Raw genomic sequence first — 25,505 nt, forward strand, 5'->3', positions numbered from 1 at the left:
CGGGGAGCGCCCCGCCGCGGGTCTGGTCATGGACCAGATCGGCAAACGTTTTGCCAGCGTTACGGCGCTTAATTCAGTCACCCTGCGCCTCAATCCGGGGGAAATTCATGGCCTGATTGGCGAGAACGGCGCCGGTAAATCGACGCTGATTAAAATCCTCGCCGGCGTCTATCAGGCTGACAGCGGCAGCGCGACCCTCGACGGTCACCCGCTGCCCCTCGGCAATCCGGCAGCCATTGAAGCCGCCGGCATTCGCGTCATTCACCAGGAGCTTAACCTGATCCCGCACTTTACCGTCGCGGAATCGGTGTTTCTCGGCCAGGAGTATCGCACCCGCTGGGGGGCGCTGGATCGCCGACGGATGAAGGCCGCCACGGCGCAATTTTTCCAGCAAAACTGGCAGCTGGCGATCGACCCCGAACGGCTGGTGCGCGACCTGAGCCTGGCCGAGCGCAAGCTGGTGCAGATTGCCCGCGCGCTGATCGACGGCGCGGCGCGGCTGGTGGTGTTCGACGAGCCCACCGCCCCCCTGGAGGCGCAGGAGGCCAGTCTGGTCTCCTCCGCCATCCTTCGCCTGCGCGACCAGGGCATTGCCATTCTGTATATTTCCCACTACCTCAATGAGATAGCTACCCTCTGCGACCGCGGCACCGTGCTGCGTAACGGGGAAGTGGTCGGTTACCCGGACCGCGACCTGCTGCAGAATACCGAGGCGCTGATCGCCATGATGGTCGGCCGGGAAATCGACCAGCTGTATACCCCGCGCCAGCACCCGGCGGCAGACACCGGGGCGGCCCCGCTGCTCTCGGTGCGCCAGCTGAGCGACGGGCGGCAGCTGCAGGATCTCTCTTTTGATATTCAGCCGGGCGAAATCGTCGGCGTCGCCGGCCTGCTGGGCGCCGGACGCGATGTGCTGGTCGACTTACTCTACGGCTTACGCCCGGCAGAACGCGGTACGATCCACCTCGACGGCCAGCCGCGGCGCATTCGTACGCCGAAGCAGGCGATCCGCGCCGGCATGGCGCTGGTGCCACGCGACCGCCGCCATCAGGGGCTGATCCTGCCCTTCACCACCGCCGACAATATTAATCTCGCCTCACTGCCGGAGACCGCTACCTTTGGCTGGGAGCGGCGGGGTATCGCCGAGCAGAAAGCGCGCGACTGGATAGAACAGCTGGCGATCCGCCCGGGACGCCCGGCGCTGCCGGTACGCTACATGAGCGGCGGCAACCAGCAAAAAGCGATCCTCGCCCGCTGGCTCGGCACCGATGCCCGGCTGTTTATTCTCGATGAACCCACCCTTGGGGTCGATATCGGCGCCCGTCGCGATATTTATCAACGGACGCGCCAGCTGGCCGATAAAGGACGGGCGGTGCTGGTCTCCTCCAGCGACGCCCCCGAACTGCTCGGACTATGCGACCGGATCCTGGTCCTCTGGCGCGGCGCGCTGGCGGCCAATCTGCCCACCCGCGGGCTAACGCTGGACGCCCTGCTGGTGGCGATCAACGGCGGACAGGAGCCTTCACTATGAGTACCGCTATCCAGCGTCGCGGCCGTCCGGGCCTGGCGACGCTGATTGAAAAATTTCCCCTGATCCTGTTTCTGGCGCTGCTGGTATGGCTGAGCGTACAGTCTCCCTACTTTCTCAGCTGGCAAAATATCAGCCTGATGCTGGTCCAGAGCGTTCCGCTGGCGATCCTCTGTTTCGGCCTGGTCTGCGTTATCGCCGTGGGCGGGGATGACGTGGTCTCCGGCGGCATCGACCTCTCCCTGCCGGCGACGGCGGTGCTCGGCGTCGCGCTGCTCAGCCTCGGTCTGGCCGAATGGCACACGCCGTATCTCCTGCTGCTGGCGCTGCTGGCGGCGGTTTGCCTGCTCTGCGGGGCGATCAACGGCTTCCTGGTGCTGGCGGCCGGCCTGCCGCCGCTGCTGGCCACCCTCTCGACCTCCGTGGCGTTTACCGGCCTGACAGATCTGTTGACCGGCCAGCGACGCATCGCGGTCAGCGATCCGCTGATGGTCGCCTTTCGCGATAACAGTGTGCTGGGCCTGCCCTGGCCGCTGATCTATCTGCTGGGGGTATTTATCCTGTTCCAGTTCCTGCTCCACCACTCCCGCTTCGGCCAGCATGTGCAGGCGGTGGGCGGCAATCGCGATATGGCGCAGATGAGCGGCCTGAACGTGCGCCGCTTGACCCTGCTGGTCTGGCTGTTAGCGGGCATTGCCGCCGGGCTGGCTATTCTGCCGCTGCTCAGCCAGGGCTCCGGCAGTTCCAGCGGGACGGCCACGCCGCTGCTGCTGGAAACCGTGCTGGCGACCTTTATCGGCGCCGCCTTCTCGCGCCGTCGGGTGGTCACCATCTGGGGGGCGCTGCTGGGGGCAATTCTGGTCAACGCCCTCTCTAACGGGCTCGGCCTGCTGGGAGTCAATATCTTCTGGATGGGCGCCATTAAAGGCGGCCTGATCCTGGTGGTGCTGGCGGCATCGGCGGTCAGACACAAAGGAGGCGAGGCATGAGCCAAATCACCCTGAAAACCCCTGCCCCGACAGAACAGACGGCCAGCAGCCCGCTGGCCTGGCTATCGCGGGCCGGATTTGGCGTCATCACCCTGCTGGCCATCGCCCTGTTTGGCTGGGCGAATCCGGTATTTTTAACCGTGGATAACTGGGCCAACCTGCTGCAGGGCAGCGCGATCCTGCTGATTGTGGCGATGGCGATGACCCTGATCGTCAGCGCAGGGGCGATTGATCTGTCGGTGGGCGTTGCGCTCGATTTCGGCGCCGCCTTCGCCCTCGTCGCCCTGAAAACCTGGCATCTGCCGTGGCAGGCTGCGGTAGGCTGCGCCCTGCTTGGCGGCGTGCTGATTGGCCTGCTCAATGCCTTTCTGATCCTCATCTGCCGGATCCGCCCCTTCCTCGCCACGCTCGGCACCTGGTTTATCGCCAGCAGCGCCGAGCGCATCTATACCGACGGCGGCGGCGCGATAGCTTATCGGCGGATGGCGCCGGAATATCACGATCTGGCAGTGGGCAACCTTGGTGGGATCCCCACGCCGGTGGTGATTGTGCTGGCGCTGTGGCTGGTGGCCTGGCTGGTCACCGAGCGCACGCTGTGGGGCAAATATGTCCGCGCCATCGGCCAGAACAGCGAAGCGGCGCGTATCGCCGGGATCCGCGATCGCCTGACCATGCTCGGCGTGCTGGTGGCCGCCTCGGCGCTCTGCGCCATCGGCGGGGTGATCCTCTCCGCCAACCTGCGGCAGTTTACTCCCCTGGCCGGGCAGTCTTACCTGATGGACGCCATTGCGGCGGTATTTATCGGCACCGCCTTTAACCGTCTGGGTCGGGTCAGCATCCTCGGCACCCTCGGCGGCGTGCTGTTCCTTGCCATTATTGATAATGGCCTGAACCTGATGGGGCTCAATTATCTGGTGAAGGACGCGCTGGTCGGCGTGATTCTGGTGGTGGCCCTCGCCCTTTCTTTCTGGCAGGCGCGCCTGCGCCAAACGCATCGCTAAACGGGAGAACGATGGCAACCTTTGACGCCGTGTTTTTCGGCCTGACTATTCTGGATATCGCCGGGCGCCCGGTGGTGGCGATCCCGCCGCGCGGCGGCGTCGCCTTTATTGAGCAAATTCGCCTCAACCCCGCCGGCACCGCCGCCGGGGCCAATATTAACGCCGCGAAGCTGGGGATCCGCACCGCAGCGGTGGCCTGCCTGGGTGAAGATGAAAAGGCCGACTTTATCCTCGCCAGCTATGCCCGGCTGGGCATCGACTGCTCGCTTATCCAGCGCACCGCGCTGAAAGAGACCTCGGCGACGATCCTGCCGATTCGCCCCAACGGCGAGCGTCCGGCCCTGCATTGCCGGGGCGCATCCGACGCCCTGTTCGTCAGTGAAACGGAATTTGACGCCGTCCTCGACTGTCGTTTCCTGCATCACGGCGGGACCGGACTGCTGGCGGCAATGGACCAGGGACAGAGCGCGCGGCTGTTGCAGGCGGCTAAAGCACGCGGAGTCACCACCAGCTTTGACCTTATCGCCCCGAATGAAGACACCCTCGAACTACTGCGGCCCCTGTTGCCGTCGGTGGATTATTTCATGCCTTCGCTGGAGGAAGCCGCCTTTCTCTCCGGCGAGACGCAGCCGGAGGCCATCGGCCGCTTCTTCCTGACACTCGGCGTGGGCACCTGCATTCTGAAAGACGGCGAGAACGGCTCCTGGCTTATCCGTCGCGATGGCGCGCTGGAGCATATTGCGCCGTGGCCGGTCGAGGCGGTGGATACCACCGGCTGCGGCGACAGCTACTGCGGCGGGTTTATTGCCGCGCTGGCGCGCGGACTCAGCGTGAAAGCAGCGTGTGACGTCGCCTCGGCGGTGGCCGCGCTGGTGGCGACCGGGATGGGATCGGATGCCGGGGTAGTGGACTGGGAACAGACCCAGGCTTTTATGGCGGCCCATCGCCCCTGACGATGGACCCGCGCCGCCGCAGCGGCGCAAGCGGCTTAACGCCACTGGTACAGCAGCGGCTCCCCGGCGACATAGCGCTGAAGATCGGCGGCAATCATCGCCGTGTGTTTGGCGATACTCTCCCGGGTGGCTCCGGCGATATGCGGCGTGATAATCACGTTATCGAACTCGATGACAAAAGGATGATCGCGCCACAGCGGTTCGCGGTGATAGACATCCAGCGCCGCGCCGCCCAGCGGGCCGTGGCGCAGGGCATCAATCAGCGCTGCCTCGTCGACCACCGCCGCGCGAGAGGTATTGATCAGCAGCGCGCCGGGCTTCATGCTGTTTAACAGCGCCGCATTCACCAGCCCGTCACTGTGCGGCCCGCTGCTCAGATGCAGGCTGACGATATCCGCCTCGCGGAACAGCGCCTCCAGGGTCGTTTTCTGTAACCCTGGCTCATTGATATCCTCTGCGGCGACGAACGGATCCACCACCCGCACCGCCATGCCGAACGCCCGGGCGATACGCGCCACCCGGCGGCCAATGTTGCCATAGCCCACCAGCCCCAGCGTTTTATTGCGCAGTTCACTGCCTTTAAACACTTCATAGGGGCTTTCCGGGCTCACGTCCCAGACCACATCCCGCCGCAGACCCTGCTGGGTGGCGGCGGCGGCATTATCAGCCTGCGTGAATTCCCCCCGCTTCAGCGCCGCATGGGATTGCGGAATATGGCGCGCCAGGCTGAGCATCAGGCCAAGCGTCAGCTCCGCGGCGGCATCGGCATTGCGCCCCGGGGTGTAGAGCACCCGGATGCCGCGCGCCTGCGCAGCCTGGGTATCAATATTCACCGGATTCGCGCGGGTGCAGGCGATCACCTGCAGGCGCGGACAGGCGGCCATTACCGCGTCTGTCACCTCATCATAGCTGGTCACCAGCACCTCGGCGTCATGGGCCAGCTCAATCAGCTGACCGGCGCTAAGTTTCGGTTTGCCCAGCGCCCATCCCTCCACCAGCAGCTCGCCCAGCTGGTGGAAGGCGCTAAGGTCACCAGCATGCTCGGCGGTAAAAACGATTTTCATGGTTGTCGGTCCTGAGAAAAAGATTGAAGGGCGGCCTGTCTGGCCTGCCATACCGGCAGCATCTGCTCACGCAGCAGGCGGTAAACGGGATACAGCGCCGCGTAGCGGGCATGCGCCTGAGGGCGCGGCTGATAGCGGGTCTGCGCCAGCGGAGGCGTCTCGGCCAGCGCCGCGACGCTGCGGGCCGCCAGAATCGCCGCGCCGCGCGCGCTCAGTTCGTTAAAGGCGCTGGAGACCACCGTACGCCCGGTACAGTCGGCGATAATCTGCAGCCAGGTCGCCGAGGCTGCGCCGCCGCCGGTCAGATACAGCTCGCCGCCCTGCGGATAACCCTGTAGCGCATCGACAATGGCGAAGGCCAGGCCTTCAAACACCGCGCGCTGCAGTTCGGCGCGGGTGGTGTGCGGGCTAATGCCGAAAAAGCCGGCCCGCGCGTCCGGGCTGTAAAACGGCGCACGTTCGCCATTGAGGTACGGCTGCCAGAAGACGCCGCCGCTGCCTGGCTCCACCTCCGCGATCGTCTGCTCCAGCCGATCCAGATCGGCGTCCAGCGAAATATGCTGCTGCAGCCAGTCAATGTTTGGCGTACCGGCCTGCATCGGAAACAGCGAGATCACCTGCCCGGCTTCGGTATGGGTGACAAAGCGCGTCGCCTCGTTCACCGTCTGCGGGCCGCGGCAGACGATCCCGGTGCAGCAGGTAGTGCCGAGGATCGTGTAGATATCCCCTTCGTTGACCGCGCCGCAGCCCAGCGCGGCGCTACAGACATCCAGCGCCCCGGCGGCCACCGGCGTCGCGGCGGGCAGCCCGGTCAGCGCCGCCACCGCATCGCTCAGCGTGCCGGCCGGAGCATCCGGGGCCAGCAGCGGGGGAAACAGCGGCAGCAGTTCGTTCAGCCCCATCTCGTTCATCACCACCGAGGACCAGTTGCCGGTCTGCTGATTGAGTAACGAGCTGCTGGCGTCCGTCAGCTCCAGCGCCGCCACGCCGGTCAGGCGAAAGCGGATCCAGTCCTTGGCGAAAAACAGATAGCGCGCGGCCGCCAGCCGCGCCGGCTGATAGTGTTTCAGCCAGTACAGCTGCAGGCTGGTATTGCAGGGCTGCAGGTGGGTGCCGGTATCGGCGAAATAGCGGCGGTCGAAGCCGGGTCGGCGCAGCAGGTCGCTCATCAGCTCGTGGCTGCGGGTATCGCTCCACAGGATCCCCGGGCCCACCGGTTCGCCCTGCTCATCGCTGAGCCAGACCCCCTCCCCTTGCCCGGCGAGGCCGATGGCCCGCAGCCGCCCCGCCTGTAGCGCCGGGTGGCGGGCAATCTGGCGCAGAATAGCCAGCACCGAATGCCACAGCTGGGTCATATCCTGTTCCGCGTAGCCATTGGCCGACAGGCGGGGTGAGGTGTTTTCCGCGGCGCTGGCGCAGGCGGTGAAATGCTGATCAAACAGCACCGCTTTCACCCGCGAGGTGCCGATATCGATCCCAAGATAAAAATCCATACCTGCTCCGGCTCAGGGCTCGTAGCGGCGGCGCATCAGCTCGCACTCGAACAGGAACTCCAGCCCCTCCAGTTGACGGCGGGCCTCCTGAATATCTTTCCCCCAGCAGGTCAGGCCGTGGCCGCGCAGCAGAAAGCCGTAGCGCAGCGGGCGCGTTTGCGCATAATCGGCAATCCGCGCCGCCAGGGCGTCAATATCCTGGTCATTATCAAAGATGGCGACCGGAACGGTATCGAGATGGCTGTGCTGCCCGCTAAGGGTTTTCTGCATTTCATACCCCTGCAGCGCCAGCGTGTCGCTTTTTTCGATGCGCGACAGCACGGTGGCGTTGACGGTATGCACATGCAGCACCACGTTGGCTTCCGGGAACAGGCGATACACCAGGGTGTGCAGGCCGGTCTCGGCCGACGGCTTCCGTCCGGAAGGCGCCTGGTTGGTGGCGATCTCAACCTGCAGAAAATCCTCGGTCGTCAGGCTGCCTTTGTCGCGGCCCGACTCGCTTAGCCAGCACCAGGTGTCATCCTGACGCACCGACATATTGCCGCCGGTCGCCGGCGCCCAGCCTTTCGCCCCGATCCAATGACAGGTGGTGACCAGTTGCGCGAGTCTTTCTTGCCACATAGCAGTTCCTTAGGTTAGCGATGATTTATTTAGCCGTCTAAATGGCTATTTATCCGATACTAACACCGCTAACCGGAGGGGACAATATTTCAGGAAACACACACAAGACAAATGGTTATATCATAAATGCATATTAAATAACCCTTATTCACAGTGATTTAACCAACCGTTTTCAGTACACCGCTATTCTCCACTACTCGCTGGCCAAAAACTGGCGGATCGCCCTGGCTGAAATTCTCCTCCTGCGCCAGGGATGCGCTCGCCGCCCTCCTCTGCCCTGGACTGGTGCAAAACATGGCAGGATGCCCACTAAAATGGCATCTCATCGTCTTTACCCCATCATTACTGTGCACTGTGCACATCCTGTGATATTCCCCGTGCCCGGTTTTTCCTGGCACATCTCTTGCTACTTCCGGCTATCACCGCCCATCTACCAGCCAGAGGTTCCAGGATGTCAAACAGCAATGATTTTCCCCTCGTCGAAGCGCCCGCCGCCGGACGCAAAGGCGTATTTTCCATCGCCATGGTGTTGTTCAGCTTTACCTTTTTCACCGGCACGATGTTTGCCGGCGGCAAACTCGGCGTCTCCTTTTCCATCGTCAATCTGCTGTGGATAGCCGTCATCGGCAACGCCTTGCTGGCCCTCTATGCCGCGTCGCTGGGCTGGATCGCCGCGCGCAGCGGCCTGAATACGGTGCTGATGGGCCGGTTCTGCTTCGGGGAGATCGGCAGCAAGCTGGCCGATTTTATTCTTGGTTTTGCCGAGCTGGGCTGGTACGCCTGGGGGACCGCCACGGTCGCTATCTCGCTGGTGAAGATCCTCGCCCTGCCCGAGGCGCTGACCCAGCCGCTGATGGTGCTGTTTGGCATTTTGTTCTGCGTCACCGCGCTGGTGGGCTACAAGGGACTGGACGCGCTGTCGCGCCTGTCGGTGCCATTGATGTTTGTGCTGCTGATGGTCTCCATGTATCTGGCGCTGCACCACGCCGGCGGCTGGCAGGCGATGACCCGCATTGCGCCGAGCGACACCATGACCTGGTCGGCGGCCATCACCATGGTCTTCGGGACCTTCGCCAGCGGCGCCACCCAGGCGACGAACTGGACCCGGCTGGCTAACTCCAGCCGGACCGCCATTCTCGCCAGCATGGGCAGCTTCCTCATCGGCAACGGGCTGATGATCGTCGCCGGCGCCTGGTGCGCCATCGTTTATCAACAGGCCGATATTGTGGAAGTCCTGATCCTGCAGGGGCTGTCGGTCGCCGCGGTGATCATGCTGTGTCTCAACCTGCTGACCATTCAGGGCCCCACCATCTATAACGTCTCCGCCGCCGCCTGCCATCTGCTGCGCAGCGAACGTCGCCGGACGCTAACCCTCGCCGCCGCCGGGGTGGGCATTGTGCTCGCTATTGGCGGTATGTATGAAATGCTGATCCCCTTCCTTGTGCTGCTGGGCAGTATTATTCCGCCCATTGGCGGGGTGATCCTCGCCGACTACTGGTTCGCCCGCGGCGGGCGCTATCCCCTGCTGCAGAACGCCCGCCTGCCGCGTTTTAACTGGCTGGGACTCGGCGCCTACGCCGCCGGCGCGGTGGTGGCTTATCTGTCACCGTGGATCGCGCCGCTGGTGGGGATCACCGTCTCCGCGCTGGTCTATATCGTCCTGAGCCTGCTAAGCAAACGCCAGCCTGCCGCCGTCGCGGAGCAGGAGCCATGAGCCTGACGGTCAGCGAACTGCTGGCCCTTGAGGGACTCTCCGCCCTGCGTCTGCGGGCGGGAAAGCAAGGGCTGCAGCGGGCCGTACGCTGGTACTACGTGGCGGAAAATGAACATATCGCCGAGTGGATCATGGGCGGCGAGCTGGTCTTTATTACCGGCATCAACCATCCCCGTGATGAAGCCAACCTGATCCAGTTGCTGATGGAGGGAAAACAGCGCGGCATCGCCGGGATGGTGATCCTCACCGGCGAGGCCTATATCCACGCCATTCCCGCCACGCTGATCGCCCTTGCCGACGAGCTGGGCATTCCGCTGATTGAGCAGCCCTACCTGCTGAAGATGGTAATTGTCACCGAGCGCATCGGCACCGCGCTGGTCCGCAGTGAAAACGCCCTGCAGTCACAGCGCGACATTCTGATGCAGCTGGTCACCGGCGACTATCCGGATCTGCAGATGCTCCATCAGCGCGCCCTCCATCAGCAGCTCGATTTTACCCGTCCGCTGCGGCTGGCGGCGCTGCGTCTGGAGGGGCTGTCCCGCCTGTTTCGCCAGTTCCCGCCCGAGCAGGCCGAAGCCTGGCTGCTGCAGGCCCACCGCAGCGTGCGTCAGCAGCTGCAGCAGCAGCTCAACCAGCAGGGCAACCCCTTCCCGCTGCTGGAGCGCAGCAATATGTTTCTTTTCCTGCTGCCGGATGAGGAGGGGGAAGGCTTTCAGCAGAAAAAATGGCTGCAGCAGTGGCTGCAGGCGCTGGCGGACGGAGAGGAGGGTTTGTCGCTGCTCTGCGGCCTCTCCGCACCGGTCAGGCAGCTGCAGGGTTATCCGCGGGCGCTGTCGCAGGCGCGCCAGGCGCTGGATCTGTGCGATACCCTGCGGCCGACCCAGCGTATCAGCGACTATCAGCAGTTGGGGTTTATCAAATTGCTGTCCGCGGTCAGCGACCCGGCGCTGCTCAACGATTTTATGCACGACACCCTGGGCTGCCTGATCGAACCGGGCCGCAAAGCGCCATGGCTGCTGCTGGAGACCCTCGAGACGCTGCTGCAGGAGAACGGCAACGTGGTGCGGGCCGCCGACCGGCTGGGCCTGCATCGCAACACATTGCATCAGCGCATCCAGCGTATTGAAAAACTGACCGGCTACCCGGTCAGCCACCCCCAGTTTCATCTCAACGCCTCGGTCGCGCTGGTGATCTGGCGTTTATCGCAAAACCATTTACAGGACCCACCATGAAAATTATTAACGCTCGCCTGCGCCGCCAGGAGGCGCTGTTTACCCTTGACCTGCAGGACGGGATGATTCACCGCATCTCCGCCCAGGCCGCGATGCAGAGTGCCGACGCCGGGGATATCGACGCCCAGGGCCGGCTGGCGATCCCGCCCTTCGTCGAGCCGCATATCCATCTTGACGCCACCCTCACCGCGGGCGAGCCGGAGTGGAACCGCAGCGGCACCCTGTTTGAAGGCATCACCCGCTGGAGCCAGCGCAAAGCGAGTATTACCCCGGAGGACACCCGCCAGCGGGCGCTGAAAACCATCGGCATGCTGCGCGACTTCGGCGTCCAGCACGTCCGGACCCATGTGGATGTCACCGATCCGTCGCTGGCGGCCCTGAAGGCGCTGCTGGCGGTGAAACAAGAGGCGGCCGATCTTATCGATCTGCAGATTGTCGCCTTCCCGCAGGAGGGAATCGAATCGTACCCCGACGGCCGCGGACTCATGACCCGCGCCATCGAGATGGGCGCCGACGTGGTGGGCGGCATTCCGCACTATGAGAACACCCGCGACAAAGGGGTCAGCTCGGTGATGTTTTTGATGGACCTCGCCCAGCGTTACGGCCGCCTGGTGGATGTCCACTGCGATGAAATCGACGATCCGCAATCGCGTTTCCTTGAAGTACTGGCGGAGGAGGCGCGGGTGCGCGGCATGGGGGCGCAGGTCACCGCCAGCCACACCTGCGCGATGGGCTCTTATGATAACGCCTACTGCTCAAAGCTGTTTCGCCTGCTGAAAGCCTCGGGCATCAACTTCATCTCCTGCCCGACCGAAAGCATTCATCTGCAGGGCCGGTTTGACAGCTGGCCGAAACGGCGCGGCGTCACCCGGGTGGCGGAGCTGGATCGCGCCGGCATCAACGTCTGCTTTGCCCAGGACTCGATTCAGGATCCGTGGTACCCGCTGGGGAACGGCAATATCCTGCGCATTCTGGATGCCGGGCTGCACATCTGCCATATGCTCGGCTATGACGATCTGCAGCGCTGCCTCGACTTCGTCACCGACAACAGCGCCCGGGCGCTGTGTCTGGGCGATAACTACGGCCTCGCCGAAGGCCGCCCGGCGAACCTGCTGATCCTCGATGCGGAAAACGACTACGAGGCCGTCCGTCGTCAGGCACGGGTGCTGACCTCCATTCGCCACGGCAAGGTGATTTTGCAGCGTGAGGTGGAGCACATCCGCTACCCGGCATAAGGCGCAAGGCGCTGCGCGTCGGCGCCTTTCTGTGATACCTTTTCAGGCAGTGTGCGTGACCGACGCCCGCCCGGGCGTCGGCTTCCTGGAAAACAGACGGCGCGAAACGACGATGAGCGATAAAAAATGGATTAAGGCCGAGGACGTGGCCAGACTGGCCGGCGTCTCGCGCTCGGCGGTCTCCCGCACCTTCACCCCCGGCGCCTCGGTGTCGGAGAAGACCCGGCAGAAGGTGCTGAGCGCCGCGGAAGCCCTGGGCTATCAGGTGAATATCATCGCCCGGACGATGATCACTGGCAGCAGTAATTTTATCGGCATCGTCACCGCCGGTTTCGACAACCCGTTTCGCAGCAAACTGCTGGCGCCGCTGGTCCATCAGCTGGCGCTCAATGGCTTTATGCCGCTGCTGATGAACGCTGACGATCCGCAGCAGCTCGCCCCCTCGCTTAAACAACTGCTGAGCTATCACGTCGCCGGGGTGATCATCACCTCCGGCGCGCCGCCGCTGTCGCTGGCGGAAGAGTATCTGGCGCGCAAGATCCCCGTCACCCTGATCAACCGCCATGCGGACCTCGCCGGCTGCGACCGGGTGTGCAGCGATAATGCCCAGGGGGCGAAGCTGGTGGCGGATCTGTTCAGTCGTCGAGGCTGGCAGCAGGTTGGCTTTATTGGCGAAAATCGCGAGAACTTCAGCACCCGCCAGCGCTATGAGGCTTTCATCGCCCGGACGTCGGGTATGGCGGTGAGCAGCCGCTTCTGCGACGGCGGCGGCTATCAGGCCGGCTACCAGGCCGCCAGAGAATTGGTTGCTGAAAACCCCGGAGTGCAGGCGCTGTTCTGCGCCACCGATATGCTGGCGTTGGGCGCCCTGGATGGCCTGCGGGACGCCCCCGCCCCGCTGCCGGCCATCGTCGGTTTTGACGATATCCCGCAGGCGGACTGGCAGCCCTATCAGCTCACCACCGTCCAGCAGAATACCGCCCTGCTGGCGCACCACGCGGTGGATCTGTTGATGACGCGGATCGCCCGCTTCAGCCTGCCCTCACGCCATCGCGAAGTGCCGGTGAAACTAATTATTCGTCATAGTGCGAAATGAAAAAATCATTTTATGCTGGAGCGATCACAGAATCTTCTGCGAAACCCGGCCACACTCATTCGGCCCTTCGGGGCTGTTTTTTTCACGCAAAATGCACACGTGTGCAAAATAGGGAGTCACTATGCAATCTCAGGAATCAGAAGCGCTACAGGCCCGCTACCGTCTGGCCTGCGAGCTGGCGAAAGCGGGGGCTGAGCTGGCGTTTGAATACTATCAACAGCGCGAGGCGCTGACCGTCGACCATAAAGGCGATGACCTGCAGGATGTGGTCAGCGTGGCCGACAAACGGGTGGAGGCCTTTGTCAAACAGCGCATTCAGAGCGCGTTTCCGCAAGATGGCTTTCTCGGCGAAGAGAGCGGCGCTCGCCTGCCCGACGCGCGAGTGCTGTGGGTGGTCGACCCCATCGATGGCACCAGCTGTTTCCTCAACGGCCTGCACACCTGGTGCCTGTCGCTGGCGATCGTCGCCGACGGCGAACCGGTCATCGGCGTGGTCTACGACCCCAACCATCGCGAGCTGTTTCACGCCCTGCGGGGCCATGGCGCCTGGCTCAACGACGCCCCGATCCGTCCACACCCCGCGACGACGGTCAAAGAGGGCGTGATGGGCGTCGGCACCTCGCATCGCGTCACCCCGGCGGACTTTCTGCCGTTTCTGCAGGCGCTGCTCAGCGACGGCGGCATGTTTATCCGCAACGGTTCCGGGGCGTTGATGAGCGCCTGGGCGGCGGCGGGCCGGTTGATTGGCTACTACGAGCCGCACATGAACCCGTGGGACGCTCTGCCGGGGCTGGTGCTGATGCGCGAAGCGGGCGGCGCCAGCAACGATTTTCTGGCGCAGGAGGGGATCCAGCGCGGCAACCCGCTACTGCTGGCCAGCCAGACGCTCTACCCGCAGCTGAAAAAGATGATCCCACAACCCTTACATTAACCCTTACGGGTCAGGCTATTTCTGATTATGTACTCTACACAGTAACGATAACTTCATTCACGGACGAACCACATCAATCAGTCAGGCCTCCGACCTGCGGAGAACCACCTATGTCTGGAATTATCGCTTTTTTCCGGGCGTCGCCGCCGAAAGCGGGCGCCGCGTTTGATGAACAGCGTTTTCGCCGGGTGCGCTGGCAAACCTTTATCGCCATGACCCTGGCCTACGTCACCTTTTACGTCTGCCGGTTATCCTTCACCGTCGCCAAAAGCGCGCTGGTGGATCTGGGGATCACCCCGACGGAGCTGGGCATGATCGGCTCAACCCTGTTCTTCAGCTACGCCATCGGCAAGCTGGTCAACGGCTTTATCGCCGATCACGCCAACGTGGTGCGCTATATGAGCCTCGGTTTATTGCTCAGCGCCGGGATGAACCTGATGATGGGGATGACCACCAACGCCCTGCTGCTGGCCATCTTCTGGGGGATCAACGGCTGGGCCCAGTCGATGGGCGTCGGCCCCTGCGCGGTCTCGCTGGCGCGCTGGTACGGCGTTAAGGAGCGCGGCACCTTCTATGGCATCTGGTCGACGGCGCATAATATCGGCGAGGCGGTGACCTATATGGTGATCGCCGCAGTGATCGCCGGATTTGGCTGGCAGATGGGCTACCTGTCCACCGCCGCGCTCGGCGCCGCCGGGGTGGTGCTGCTGGTGCTGTTCATGCACGATTCGCCGCAGAGCAGTGGCTTCCCGTCCATCAACGTCATCCGCGATGAACCGCAGGAGGAGGCCGAAGCCCGCGGCTCAGTGTTTAAAAACCAGCTGCTGGCGCTGCGCAACCCGGCGCTGTGGACCCTCGCCCTCGCCTCCGCCTTTATGTACATCGACCGCTACGCCGTCAACTCGTGGGGGATCTTCTTTCTCGAGCAGGATAAAGCCTATTCCACGCTGGAGGCGTCCGGGATTATCGGCGTCAACGCCATCGCCGGCATCGCCGGGACCATCATCGCCGGCATGCTCTCCGACCGCTTTTTCCCACGCAACCGCAGCGTGATGGCCGGGTTTATCAGCCTGTTGAACACCGCCGGCTTCGCCCTGATGCTCTGGTCGCCGCACAATTATTACACTGATATTCTGGCGATGATTATCTTCGGGGCCACCATTGGCGCCCTGACCTGCTTCCTCGGCGGGCTGATCGCCGTCGATATCTCCTCGCGCAAAGCCGCCGGGGCCGCGCTCGGCACCATCGGCATCGCCAGCTACGCCGGCGCCGGCCTGGGCGAGTTTCTCACCGGGATCATTATTGATAAAACGGCTATCCTTGAGAACGGCAAAACGCTGTATGATTTCAGCACGTTGGCGCTGTTCTGGGTGGGTACCGGTCTGGGTTCCGCGCTACTCTGTTTTACCACTGCCGCCATCGTCGCCCGGCGCCATGCCGTCGAACGGCAGACCTCGTTCTCCTCATAACCGATTAACGCATAAGGAAGAAGATATGATGCCTGCAAGACATCAGGGGCTGTTACGCCTGTTTATCGCCTGCGCGCTGCCGCTGCTGGCGCTGCAATCTGCCGCCGCCGCGGACTGGCAGCTGGAGAAAGTGGTCGAGCTCAGCCGCCACGGTATTCGTCCGCCGACGGCCGGCAACCGGGAAGCCATCGAGGCCGCCACCGGCCGACCGTGGACCGAGTGGACCACCCATGACGGCGAGCTCACCGGCCATGGCTATGCCGCCGTGGTCAACAAAGGGCGTGAGGAAGGCCAGCACTATCGCCAGCTCGGGCTGCTGCAGGCGGGATGCCCGACGGCGGAGTCGATTTACGTGCGCGCCAGCCCGCTGCAGCGGACGCGGGCGACCGCCCAGGCGCTGGTGGATGGCGCCTTCCCCGGCTGCGGCGTCGCTATCCATTATGTCAGCGGGGATGCCGATCCCCTGTTTCAGACCGACAAGTTCGCCGCCACGCAAACCGACCCCGCCCGCCAGCTGGCGGCGGTGAAAGAGAAGGCCGGGGATCTGGCGCAGCGTCGGCAGGCGCTGGCGCCGGCCATCCAGCTATTGCAACAGGCGGTTTGTCAGGCCGATAAACCCTGCCCGATCTTCGACACCCCCTGGCAGGTGGAGCAGAGCAAAAGCGGGAAAACCACTATTAGCGGACTGAGCGTGATGGCCAATATGGTGGAGACGCTGCGTCTCGGCTGGAGTGAAAACCTGCCTCTCAGCCAGCTGGCGTGGGGCAAGATCACCCAGGCCAGGCAGATCACCGCCCTGCTGCCGCTGTTAACGGAAAACTACGATCTAAGTAACGACGTGCTGTATACCGCGCAAAAACGCGGGTCGGTGCTGCTCAACGCCATGCTCGACGGCGTCAAACCGGAGGCGAATCCGAACGTACGCTGGCTGCTGCTGGTGGCCCATGACACCAATATCGCCATGGTGCGCACGCTGATGAACTTTAGCTGGCAGCTGCCGGGCTACAGCCGGGGAAATATCCCGCCGGGCAGTAGCCTGGTGCTGGAGCGCTGGCGCAACGCGAAGAGCGGGGAACGCTATCTGCGGGTCTATTTCCAGGCGCAAGGCCTCGACGACCTGCGTCGTCTGCAGACGCCGGACGCGCAGCACCCGATGCTGCGTCAGGAGTGGCGTCAGCCGGGCTGCCGTCAGACCGACGTCGGTACGCTGTGTCCCTTCCAGGCGGCTATTACCGCCCTCGGTCAGCGTATCGACCGGTCATCCGCCCCGGCGGTAGCCATGGTCCTGCCGTAGCAATGCAGCACTTGCCCGGGCCCGGGAAAGCCATTTTTTTCCAGGCCCGGCACGGTGTCGGCTATCCATTGTCCGGCGCAAACGCCCCGGCGGCGACCTGCGCCGGGGTGACCACCCCGCTGTCCAGCACCCAGCCGCTCACCAGCCCAGCAGGCGTGACGTCGAACGCCGGATTGTAAACGGCGGCCCCCATCGGCGCCCACTGTACCGCGCCAAAGCTGCCCGCCACCCCGGTTACTTCCGCCGCCGCGCGCTGCTCAATGGGGATCGCCGCCCCGTTCGGGCAATGGCGGTCGAGGGTGGTCTGCGGGGCAGCGACGTAAAACGGGATCTGGTGATAATGGGCCAAAACCGCCAGGGAATAGGTGCCGATTTTATTCGCCACGTCGCCGTTGGCGGCGATACGGTCGGCGCCGACCCACACCGCATCCACCTGCCCCTGCGCCATCAGGCTGGCGGCCATTGAATCGGTGATCAACTGATACGGCACGCCCAGCTCGCCCAGCTCCCAGGCGGTTAAACGTCCGCCCTGCAGTAGTGGCCGGGTTTCATCGACCCACACGCTGGCCACCTTTCCCTGCCGGTGCGCCAGCGCGATAACCCCCAGGGCGGTCCCCACCCCGGCAGTCGCCAGGCCACCGGTGTTGCAATGGGTCAGCAGTCGACTGCCGGGCTTCACCAGCGCACTGCCCGCCTCAGCGATGCGGTCGCACAGCTGTTTATCTTCTTCGACCAGACGCAAAGCTTCCGCTTCCAGCGCCTGCGGGTAATCCTCCCGGGCCAGCGCCTGCTTCATGCGATCCAGATTATTCATCAGGTTGACCGCCGTCGGCCGCGCCGCGCGCAGCGTCTCCAGCGCCTGCTGGAGTGCATCCCGGTTCAGGCCGCGCTGGGCCAGCAGAGCCAGCAGCAGGCTGGCGGACAGGCCAATCAGCGGCGCGCCGCGCACCCGCAGGGCATGAATATGGTCCACCAGCAGCGCAACGTTATCCGCCGCCAGCCAGCGTTTTTCCTGCGGCAAGGCCTGCTGGTCGAGAATAAAAAGCTGATTTTCACTCACCCGCAGGCTGGTGGTCTGTAATGTCTGCATGTCGTTAAATCCCTGTTGCGTTGTTGTATCACATTGTGTCAGGATGGAATCCAGAAGTATAGACGTCTGAACGGCTTAATCAGAATTCGAGGATCGAGGCAATGTCGCAATACCATACCTTCACCGCCCACGATGCCGTGGCTTACGCGCAGCAGTTCGCCGGCATCGACAACCCATCTGAGCTGGTCAGCGCGCAGGAAGTGGGCGATGGCAACCTCAATCTGGTGTTTAAAGTGTTCGATCGCCAGGGCGTCAGCCGGGCGATCGTCAAACAGGCCCTGCCCTACGTGCGCTGTGTCGGCGAATCCTGGCCCCTGACCCTCGACCGCGCCCGTCTGGAAGCGCAGACCCTGGTCGCCCACTATCAGCACAGTCCGCAGCACACGGTAAAAATCCATCACTTTGATCCCGAGCTGGCGGTGATGGTGATGGAAGATCTTTCCGACCACCGCATCTGGCGCGGGGAGCTTATCGCTAACGTCTACTACCCGCAGGCGGCCCGCCAGCTTGGCGACTATCTGGCGCAGGTGCTGTTCCACACCAGCGATTTCTATCTCCATCCCCACGAGAAAAAAGCGCAGGTGGCGCAGTTTAGTAACCCGGCGATGTGCGAGATCACCGAGGATCTGTTCTTTAACGACCCGTATCAGATCCACGAGCGCAATAACTACCCGGCGGAGCTGGAGGCCGATGTTGCCGCCCTGCGCGACGACGCCCAGCTAAAGCTGGCGGTGGCGGCGCTGAAGCACCGTTTCTTTGCCCATGCGGAAGCGCTGCTGCACGGCGATATCCACAGCGGGTCGATCTTCGTTGCCGAAGGCAGCCTGAAGGCCATCGACGCCGAGTTCGGCTATTTCGGTCCCATCGGTTTCGATATCGGCACCGCCATCGGCAACCTGCTGCTTAACTACTGCGGCCTGCCGGGCCAGCTCGGCATTCGCGACGCCGCCGCCGCGCGCGAACAGCGGCTGAACGATATCCACCAGCTGTGGACCACCTTCGCCGAACGCTTCCAGGCGCTGGCGGCGGAGAAAACCCGCGACGCGGCGCTGGCTTACCCCGGCTACGCCTCCGCCTTTCTGAAGAAAGTCTGGGCCGACGCGGTTGGCTTCTGCGGCAGCGAACTGATCCGCCGCAGCGTCGGGCTGTCGCACGTCGCGGATATCGACACTATCCAGGACGACGCCATGCGTCATGAATGCCTGCGCCACGCCATTACTCTGGGCAGAGCGCTGATCGTGCTGGCCGAGCGTATCGACAGCGTCGACGAGCTGCTGGCGCGGGTACGCCAGTACAGCTGAGTGCGTCTGTTTTCCCTCACCCCGGCCCTCTCCCATAGGGAGAGGGAGCACACCCTAAAAAAGGCCATTGTCATTGCCTTTTTGCGTTTACCTTGCCCTCACCCCAACCCTCTCCCACAGGGAGAGGGAGCAAACCCTAAAAAAGTGCAATCTTCAGGGATTGCCCGGCGGCGCTGCGCTTGCGCGGGCCTACAGATAACCGCATAACGGTTTGATCTTGCAGACTTTTGTAGGCCGGGTAAGGCGAAAGCCGCCACCCGGCAGACATGCGAGCACAATTTTGCGTTTACCTTGCCCTCATCCCAGATACTCAATCACCGACAGCCCGCCGTTGTAATCGGTGCTGTAGATAATGCCCTGCGCATCGACAAACACATCGCAGGACTGGATCACCTGCGGGCGGCCGGGACGGGTATCCATCATCGTCTTCGGCGCCGCCGGCACCAGCGCCCCGGTCTCCAGCGGACGATACGGGTTAGATATATCGTAAGCCCGCACGCCGGCATTCTGATAAGTGGCAAAAATCAGCGTTGAGCTGACAAAGCTGCCGGGACGATTCTCATGCAGGTTGTGCGGACCGAAATGCGCCCCTTTCGCCACATAGTCGATTTCATCCGGCTGTGGGAAAGTCGAGATGCTCACCGGGTTCGCCGGCTCGCGGATATCAAACAGCCAGATCAGCTTCTCACCGTCCTCCTGATTGTCGAGCACCGCTTCGTCAAGCACCACCAGCAGGTCACGATCCGGCAGCGGCAGCGCGGTATGCGTCCCGCCGCCGAACGGCGGGCTCCAGTTGCGATGGCTAATCAGCGTCGGCTGGGTACGGTCTTTGACATCCAGCAGCGTCAGGCCGCCGTCGCGCCAGCTGCCGTAGGCGGTATCCCCGGCAATAATGGCGTGATGCAGCGCATAGCGTTTGCCCTGCGGCCAGTCCGGTGTTTCACCGCCCGCCTGGTGCATCCCCGGCAGCCACCAGCGCCCGGCCACTTCGGGCTTACGCGGATCGGCCAGATCGATGGTCAGGAAGATGTAGTCAGTAAAACCGTCGATCAGCGCGGACACATACGCCCAGCGGCCGCCGACGTACCAGATGCGGTGAATACCGATGCCGTTAAGCGACAGGAAACTGATTTCCCGCGGCTGCGCGGGAGTGGAAATATCAAAGATACGCAGCCCGGCGCTCCAGCCCTTGTCCTGCACATCGCTGACCGTGTCGCCCACCGAGCGGGGGTAGTAGACCTTCTCATCAGCAAAACGGGCGTCGGCAAACAGATCCCGGGCGTTGATCACCAGCAGCAGATCGTCATGCGCCTGCAGATGCACGTTCCAGGTGCCCGGCGGCGCGGCAATATAGTTGACGGTGGTGGGCCGGGTCGGATCGCGAACATCGACCACGGAAAAGCCCTGCGACACCATATGGCCGATATAGGCGAATCCGCGGTGCACCATCAGCTGCACGCCGTCCGGACGACCGCCCTGATCGCTATGGCCAATCAGCCGCATATTGCGGCTGTATTCGGGGGAAGGTAATGCTGACATAGGGGATCCCTCTCGCCCGGTGGCATGGTTTTTCCCCCTCTCCCTGCGGAAGAGGGCCGGGGTGAGGGCACCAGGCCGCCGCCCACCGCCACCCGGCTTGATTTTATTTGTTTTTCGCTTCCAGCGTCGCGAACCACGGCGCGATAAAGTCTTCGGTCTGGCCCCAGCCAGGGATAATTTTCCCCAGCGACGCCACGTTCACCGCCCCCGGCTGGGCCGCCAGCAGCGCCTGCGGGATCGCCGCCGCCTTGAAGTCGTAGGTGGCTGGCGTCGGCTCGCCGGCGATCTTATTGGCGATCAGCCGCACGTTGGTCGCGCCGATAAGCTTCGGATCCACCGCCACGCTCACCTTCCATGGGCTGCCGGCTTCGCGCATCAGCTGCAGATCCTGGTTGGAAATATCAATGCTGTAGAGTTTGATCTCGGTGCGGCCATTCTCTTTCAGCGCTTTATAGGCCCCCTGGCTAAAGGCATCCCAGGTGCCCCAGATCGCGTCGATTTTCCCTTTCGGATACTTGGCGAGGATCGCCCCCACCTTGTTGGCAGTGTCGCCCTGCACATCGGATGACACGGCGCCGATCGACTCCAGCTCTTTAATCCCCGGATTTTGCTTCAGCAGCGTCTGGTAAGCCGCCTGACGGCGCTCCATCGGCGGGAAGCCCGCCACCCACAACTTGACGATGTTGGCCTTGCCGTTGAAGTCTTTCACCAGCTGGCCAAAAGAGAGCTCGGTCAGCGACGCGTCATCCTGCTGACTGACCGTCACCCCGGGGATCTCACCGCTCACCGCGGTATCGAACACCGCCACTTTGATCCCGGCATCCACCGCCTTCTTCACCAGGGCGGTGGAATACGGGTCACGCCCCTGGGAGAGAATAATGCCATCGTATTTCTGGCTGATGGCCTGGTTGACGAAGTCCTGGAATTTGGCGTCATCGCCGTTGCTCAGGAAGGTGCTGATTTTGAAACCGAGCTTTTTGCCTTCCTGCAGCGCCCCGGAGACAAACTGGGTGGTGTTATCGTCAGACCCCAGGTTGCGGATCACCGCAATACGGATCGGGCCGCTGTGCTCGGCAATCGCCGCCGGCACCGGCGTCGGGGCAGTGGCCAGCGCCGCCGTCGACTGCAGCAGACCCAGCGTCATCAGAGAGAGTGCGATCTTTTTCATGCTGTTTACCCTGTAAAATGTTAAGTACGGCGCTGAAAATAGGTCAGTGCCAGCGCGCCAGCCAGGACCAACCCTTTAATAATGTCCATCGCGTAATACGGCACCGAGAGCATCACCAGCCCGTTGGAGAGCACGCCGAGGATCACCGCCCCCACCAGCGTCCCCAGGGCGTTCGGTTTACCGGAGCCCGCCAGCGAAAAGCCGATCCAGGCCGCCGCCACCGCGTCCATCAGATAGCCGCCGCCGGCGTTGACCTGCGAGGATCCGATACGCGAGGCCAGCAGAATGCCGCCCAGCCCGGCCAGCAGCGAGGCAATCACGTATGCTGCGACTTTGTAACGAGTGATCCGCAGGCCGGAGAGCCGCGCGGCCTCCGGGTTGCCGCCGATGGCGTACATCCGCCGTCCGTGGGTGGTGAACGACAGCGCCAGCTGGGCGACCAGCGTCACCACCAGCATGATGATGACGATGGTCGGCACCTGCCCCAGCGCGCCAAAGCCCGCCGGGATAGTGCCTTCCGCCATCTCGCCGCTCGGCAGCACCATGTTTTCAGTAATCGAACCGCCGTAGCTGTAGGTCATCGCCACGCCCTGAATCACAAACAGGCTGGCCAGGGTGGCGAGCATGTCAGGAATGCGCAGCACCACGATCAGAAAGGCGTTAAACAGCCCCACCAGGGTGCAGAGCGCGAGGGTGATCAGAATCGCTTCGGTGGTCCCCAGGCCATGCCAGACAAACAGGGAAATCACCAGCGCGTTAGCCAGCGATGCCGTCGATCCCACTGACAGATCAAAGCCGCCAATGGTGAGAGAAATCGACACCCCGATGGCAATCACCGTGACAATCGCGATCGAGCGCAGAATGTTGATGATGTTGAACGGATCAAGGAAGTTGTCCGAGGCGAGGCCAAAGACCGCCACCAGCAGCACCACGGTCAGCAACATGCCCCACTTATAGAGAAAATCAAAAAATCGCTGACGGCCCGATACCGTCGCGTTTACTGCCAGGGCCTTGCTCACGCTGCCGCTCCTCCGGTTGAATAATAAAGCAACGTCTCTTCCCGGGCTTCCGCGCCGGGGATCTCCGCCACAATCCGTCCGTCCCATAGCACGCAGATGCGGTCGCATAAACCGACCAGCTCGGCGAATTCACCCGAGGCATAAATCACCCCTTTGCCTTCCCGCGCCAGACCATCGATCAGCATGAACAGATCGGTTTTCGCTTTCACATCGACCCCTTTGGTCGGTTCGTCAAAAATCAAAACATTGGCATGACTGCGCAGCCATTTGCCAATGGCCACCTTCTGCTGGTTGCCGCCGGAAAGACGGCGCAGCATCTGCCCCGGGCCAGTGGCGCGCACGCCGAGGCGGGCAATCACCTCCTCCGCCCAGCGCCAGGCCTGCCGATGGCCAAACAGGCTCCAGCGCGAAAAGCTGTTATCGGCGCTGACCGCCAGGTTCATCGCGATCGGCTCTTCGATGAAAATGCCCTCTTTGCGCCGCTCCTCCGGGACCAGCGCCAGGCCGCGCCCCACCGAGTCGGCAGGATCGCGCGGTCGCCACGGCTGGCCGTTCAGCTCGCCACGCTGCACCCGGCTTTTGCTGGCGCCGAACAGCGCTTTGCACAGCTCGGTTTTGCCCGCGCCGGCCAGCCCGGCGATACCCAGAATTTCCCCCTTCCGCAGACGCAGCGAAATATCCTGCAGCAGCGCCTCATCATGCAAACCGTCAACCTGCAGCAGCACCTCTTCGCCGTGCGGCGGGCGCGGCGGTGGGAAGATATCGCTCAGCTCGTGGCCCAGCATCTTTTCGACGATCTGTTCGCCGCTCAGCGGCGCCATCGGGCCGCTCTCAATTAGCCGCCCGTCGCGCAGCACCGTCAGGGTGTCGCAGATCGCCTTCAGTTCATGGATACGATGCGAAATAAACACCACCCCGATCCCCTGCTGCTGCAGACGGCGTACTACCGCAAACAGGCGCTCACTTTCATGCTGATCCAGCGGCGCGGTGGGCTCATCGAGGATCAAAAAGCGGCAATGGTGCGACAGAGCGCGAGCCAGCAGGATTTGCTGTTTTTCGGCGAGCGTGCAGCTGTCAATGGAGCGCCTGACGTCCAGCGCCACGTCCAGCTGCGCCAGCGCCTCGCGCGCCAGCTGCCGAACCCGCGACCAGCGAAACGCCATGCCCGGCTCCGCCAGCCTGTCCAGCATGATGTTTTCCGCAATGCTCAGGCCCGGCACCAGCGCCACATCCACCTCCTGCTGCACCAGGTGGATCCCCAGCTGTTTAGCATCCCGCGGCGAACGAATGATGACCGGCTGGTTGTTGATCGTCACCTCGCCTTCATAATGAGCGTGGGTGCCGCACAGCACCGCCATCAGCGTCGACTTACCCGCGCCGTTGGCCCCGGTCAGGGCATGCACCGACCCGCCATGAAGGGTAAAGTCCACCTTGTTCAGTGCCTGAAAGCCGGAGAAGGCCAGGCTAATGTTATGCATCTCAAGGCGGTTCGCGCTCATCACTGTTCCCGTGCGGTAATTAATCTTCTGATTTAACGAATTTTTCATAGCCGCCGCTGGCTGACAACTGCGTAAAAAGCATAAGATACAACGAAATAATATTAGCCATCTGGATGTCCAGACATAACATCAGTTTAGCCCAACACCTATAAGGACAGCTTCCATGAGCAACAGCTATATCCGCGTCGTACCCGGCCCGGCCAACTATTTCTCCCACCCTGGCAGCCTTGAGCGGCTGAGCGATTTTTTCAGCGCCGACCAGCTCTCGCGGGCAGTGTGGGTCTATGGCGAGCGCGCCCTGGCCGGCGCCGAACCTTTTCTGCCGGCGGCCTTCCACCTGCCGGAGGCAAAAAAGATCCGCTTTCCCGGCCACTGCAGCGAACGCGACGTGGCGGCGCTGGTGCAGGCCTCCGGTGACGATCGGGCGGTAGTGATTGGCGTCGGCGGCGGCGCGCTGCTCGACAGCGCGAAAGTGCTGGCCCGCCGCCTGGGGGTACCGCTGGTGGCCATCCCGACTATCGCCGCTACCTGCGCGGCGTGGACGCCGCTGTCGGTGTGGTACAGCGACGCCGGACAGGCCCTGAATTTTGAGATCTTCGGTGACGCCAACTTCCTGGTGCTGGTCGAGCCGCGCATCATTCTCAACGCCCCGGCGGAGTACCTGCTGGCGGGCATTGGCGACACCTTAGCCAAATGGTATGAGGCCGTAGTGCTGGCGCCGCAGCCGGAGGCGCTGCCGCTCACCGTGCGGCTGGGGATTAACGGCGCGCTGGCGATCCGCGACGTGCTGCTGGCCAGCAGCGAAACGGCGCTGGCGGACCAGCGCCGCGGCGATCTGACCCAGGCGTTTCGCGATGTGGTAGAGGCGATTATCGCCGGCGGTGGGATGGTTGGCGGGCTGGGGGAACGTTACACCCGGGTCGCCGCCGCCCATGCGGTGCACAACGGACTGACGGTGCTGCCGCAGACGGATAAATTCCTCCACGGTACCAAAGTCGCCTACGGCATTCTGGTACAGAGCGCCCTGCTTGCTCAGGACGATGTGCTGGCGCAGTTAGTGCAGGCGTATCAGCGCTTTAACCTGCCGACCACCCTGGCGGCACTGGAGGTCGATATCAATAACCGCACAGAACTGGACCGGGTCATTGCCCATACCCTGCGCCCGGGCGAGTCGATTCACTATTTACCAGTGACGTTAACCCCTGAGGTTCTGCGCGCGGCGTTTGAGAAGGTGGAATACTTCAGCCGTTAATCACCCCGACCGTCTAT

The 25,505-nt window shown here is 63.1% G+C and carries 21 protein-coding genes; 13 read left to right on the top strand and 8 right to left on the bottom strand.

Features of this window, described 5'->3' with window-relative positions; genetic code table 11:
* Positions 1-28: 28 nt before the first annotated feature.
* The 4 genes from AC3EMD_RS19405 to AC3EMD_RS19420 are packed head-to-tail and all read left to right on the top strand — an operon-like array spanning position 29 to position 4,471.
* Complete coding sequence (locus AC3EMD_RS19405; RefSeq protein WP_165454007.1) at positions 29-1,531, top strand: sugar ABC transporter ATP-binding protein; 1,503 nt, start codon at positions 29-31, stop codon at positions 1,529-1,531.
* Positions 1,528-2,517, top strand: a complete 990-nt coding sequence (locus AC3EMD_RS19410) for an ABC transporter permease (protein WP_008805611.1) — start codon at positions 1,528-1,530, stop codon at positions 2,515-2,517. Before AC3EMD_RS19405 ends, AC3EMD_RS19410 begins: the two co-directional genes overlap by 4 nt.
* A complete protein-coding gene (locus tag AC3EMD_RS19415; RefSeq protein WP_064166090.1) occupies positions 2,514-3,518 on the top strand; it encodes an ABC transporter permease in 1,005 nt (334 codons plus the stop codon). The genes AC3EMD_RS19410 and AC3EMD_RS19415 overlap by 4 nt, the downstream gene beginning before the upstream one ends.
* An 11-nt stretch (positions 3,519-3,529) precedes the next feature.
* Positions 3,530-4,471: a carbohydrate kinase family protein gene (locus AC3EMD_RS19420; protein WP_302073646.1), complete on the top strand. Its 942-nt coding sequence runs from the start codon at positions 3,530-3,532 to the stop codon at positions 4,469-4,471.
* 35 nt (positions 4,472-4,506) lie between these two features.
* Here the strand turns inward: AC3EMD_RS19420 and AC3EMD_RS19425 are convergent, their stop codons facing one another.
* The 3 genes from AC3EMD_RS19425 to AC3EMD_RS19435 are packed head-to-tail and all read right to left on the bottom strand — an operon-like array spanning position 4,507 to position 7,649.
* Positions 4,507-5,535, bottom strand: coding sequence for a 2-hydroxyacid dehydrogenase (locus AC3EMD_RS19425; RefSeq protein ID WP_080928767.1), 1,029 nt, complete (start codon positions 5,533-5,535; stop codon positions 4,507-4,509).
* Positions 5,532-7,028 carry an FGGY-family carbohydrate kinase gene (locus AC3EMD_RS19430; protein WP_302073647.1) on the bottom strand — a complete coding sequence of 499 codons (1,497 nt, stop codon included), beginning with the start codon at positions 7,026-7,028 and terminating at the stop codon, positions 5,532-5,534. The genes AC3EMD_RS19425 and AC3EMD_RS19430 overlap by 4 nt, the downstream gene beginning before the upstream one ends.
* A gap of 12 nt (positions 7,029-7,040) precedes the next feature.
* On the bottom strand, positions 7,041-7,649 hold the full coding sequence (locus AC3EMD_RS19435; protein WP_008805607.1) for a methylthioribulose 1-phosphate dehydratase: 609 nt from the start codon (positions 7,647-7,649) through the stop codon (positions 7,041-7,043).
* A 451-nt stretch (positions 7,650-8,100) separates the two neighbouring features.
* Between AC3EMD_RS19435 and codB the strand changes: the two genes are divergently transcribed.
* The 7 genes from codB to AC3EMD_RS19470 all read left to right on the top strand — a co-directional run bounded on the left by codB (position 8,101) and on the right by AC3EMD_RS19470 (position 16,620).
* Positions 8,101-9,363 carry a cytosine permease gene (gene codB, locus AC3EMD_RS19440; protein WP_022065136.1) on the top strand — a complete coding sequence of 421 codons (1,263 nt, stop codon included), beginning with the start codon at positions 8,101-8,103 and terminating at the stop codon, positions 9,361-9,363.
* Entirely contained in the window at positions 9,360-10,595 is a 1,236-nt protein-coding gene (locus tag AC3EMD_RS19445) for a PucR family transcriptional regulator (protein WP_012542475.1), read from the top strand. Before codB ends, AC3EMD_RS19445 begins: the two co-directional genes overlap by 4 nt.
* Entirely contained in the window at positions 10,592-11,830 is a 1,239-nt protein-coding gene (codA, locus tag AC3EMD_RS19450; RefSeq protein WP_008805604.1) for a cytosine deaminase, read from the top strand. The genes AC3EMD_RS19445 and codA overlap by 4 nt, the downstream gene beginning before the upstream one ends.
* Positions 11,831-11,975: 145 nt before the next feature.
* Entirely contained in the window at positions 11,976-12,926 is a 951-nt protein-coding gene (locus tag AC3EMD_RS19455; RefSeq protein ID WP_162494476.1) for a LacI family DNA-binding transcriptional regulator, read from the top strand.
* A 121-nt stretch (positions 12,927-13,047) separates the two neighbouring features.
* Positions 13,048-13,857, top strand: a complete 810-nt coding sequence (locus AC3EMD_RS19460) for an inositol monophosphatase family protein (protein ID WP_032732682.1) — start codon at positions 13,048-13,050, stop codon at positions 13,855-13,857.
* Positions 13,858-13,967: 110 nt separating this feature from the next.
* A complete protein-coding gene (locus AC3EMD_RS19465) occupies positions 13,968-15,326 on the top strand; it encodes an MFS transporter (protein ID WP_008805601.1) in 1,359 nt (452 codons plus the stop codon).
* A gap of 25 nt (positions 15,327-15,351) precedes the next feature.
* Positions 15,352-16,620: a histidine phosphatase family protein gene (locus tag AC3EMD_RS19470; RefSeq protein ID WP_008805600.1), complete on the top strand. Its 1,269-nt coding sequence runs from the start codon at positions 15,352-15,354 to the stop codon at positions 16,618-16,620.
* 61 nt (positions 16,621-16,681) lie between these two features.
* Here the strand turns inward: AC3EMD_RS19470 and mtnA are convergent, their stop codons facing one another.
* Positions 16,682-17,710 (bottom strand): S-methyl-5-thioribose-1-phosphate isomerase, encoded by a 1,029-nt coding sequence (gene mtnA, locus AC3EMD_RS19475; RefSeq protein ID WP_064142630.1) that lies wholly within the window; start codon positions 17,708-17,710, stop codon positions 16,682-16,684.
* 101 nt (positions 17,711-17,811) lie between these two features.
* On the opposite strand from mtnA, the gene mtnK reads away from it, so the two are divergent.
* Entirely contained in the window at positions 17,812-19,011 is a 1,200-nt protein-coding gene (gene mtnK / locus AC3EMD_RS19480; RefSeq protein WP_032732679.1) for an S-methyl-5-thioribose kinase, read from the top strand.
* Positions 19,012-19,308: 297 nt separating this feature from the next.
* Here mtnK and AC3EMD_RS19485 read toward each other — a convergent pair whose 3' ends face one another.
* From AC3EMD_RS19485 to AC3EMD_RS19500, 4 genes are all read right to left on the bottom strand, one after another.
* Complete coding sequence (locus AC3EMD_RS19485) at positions 19,309-20,550, bottom strand: LVIVD repeat-containing protein (protein WP_302073648.1); 1,242 nt, start codon at positions 20,548-20,550, stop codon at positions 19,309-19,311.
* A gap of 103 nt (positions 20,551-20,653) precedes the next feature.
* Entirely contained in the window at positions 20,654-21,718 is a 1,065-nt protein-coding gene (locus tag AC3EMD_RS19490; protein ID WP_008805596.1) for a sugar ABC transporter substrate-binding protein, read from the bottom strand.
* Between the two features lie 20 nt (positions 21,719-21,738).
* A complete protein-coding gene (locus AC3EMD_RS19495) occupies positions 21,739-22,737 on the bottom strand; it encodes an ABC transporter permease (RefSeq protein ID WP_012968720.1) in 999 nt (332 codons plus the stop codon).
* Positions 22,734-24,236 carry a sugar ABC transporter ATP-binding protein gene (locus AC3EMD_RS19500; protein ID WP_046882351.1) on the bottom strand — a complete coding sequence of 501 codons (1,503 nt, stop codon included), beginning with the start codon at positions 24,234-24,236 and terminating at the stop codon, positions 22,734-22,736. The genes AC3EMD_RS19495 and AC3EMD_RS19500 overlap by 4 nt, the downstream gene beginning before the upstream one ends.
* Positions 24,237-24,399: 163 nt before the next feature.
* Between AC3EMD_RS19500 and AC3EMD_RS19505 the strand changes: the two genes are divergently transcribed.
* Positions 24,400-25,488, top strand: coding sequence for an oxidoreductase (locus tag AC3EMD_RS19505; protein WP_302073649.1), 1,089 nt, complete (start codon positions 24,400-24,402; stop codon positions 25,486-25,488).
* Positions 25,489-25,505: the final 17 nt, after the last annotated feature.

This window comes from Klebsiella sp. PK18, from assembly GCF_057784655.1.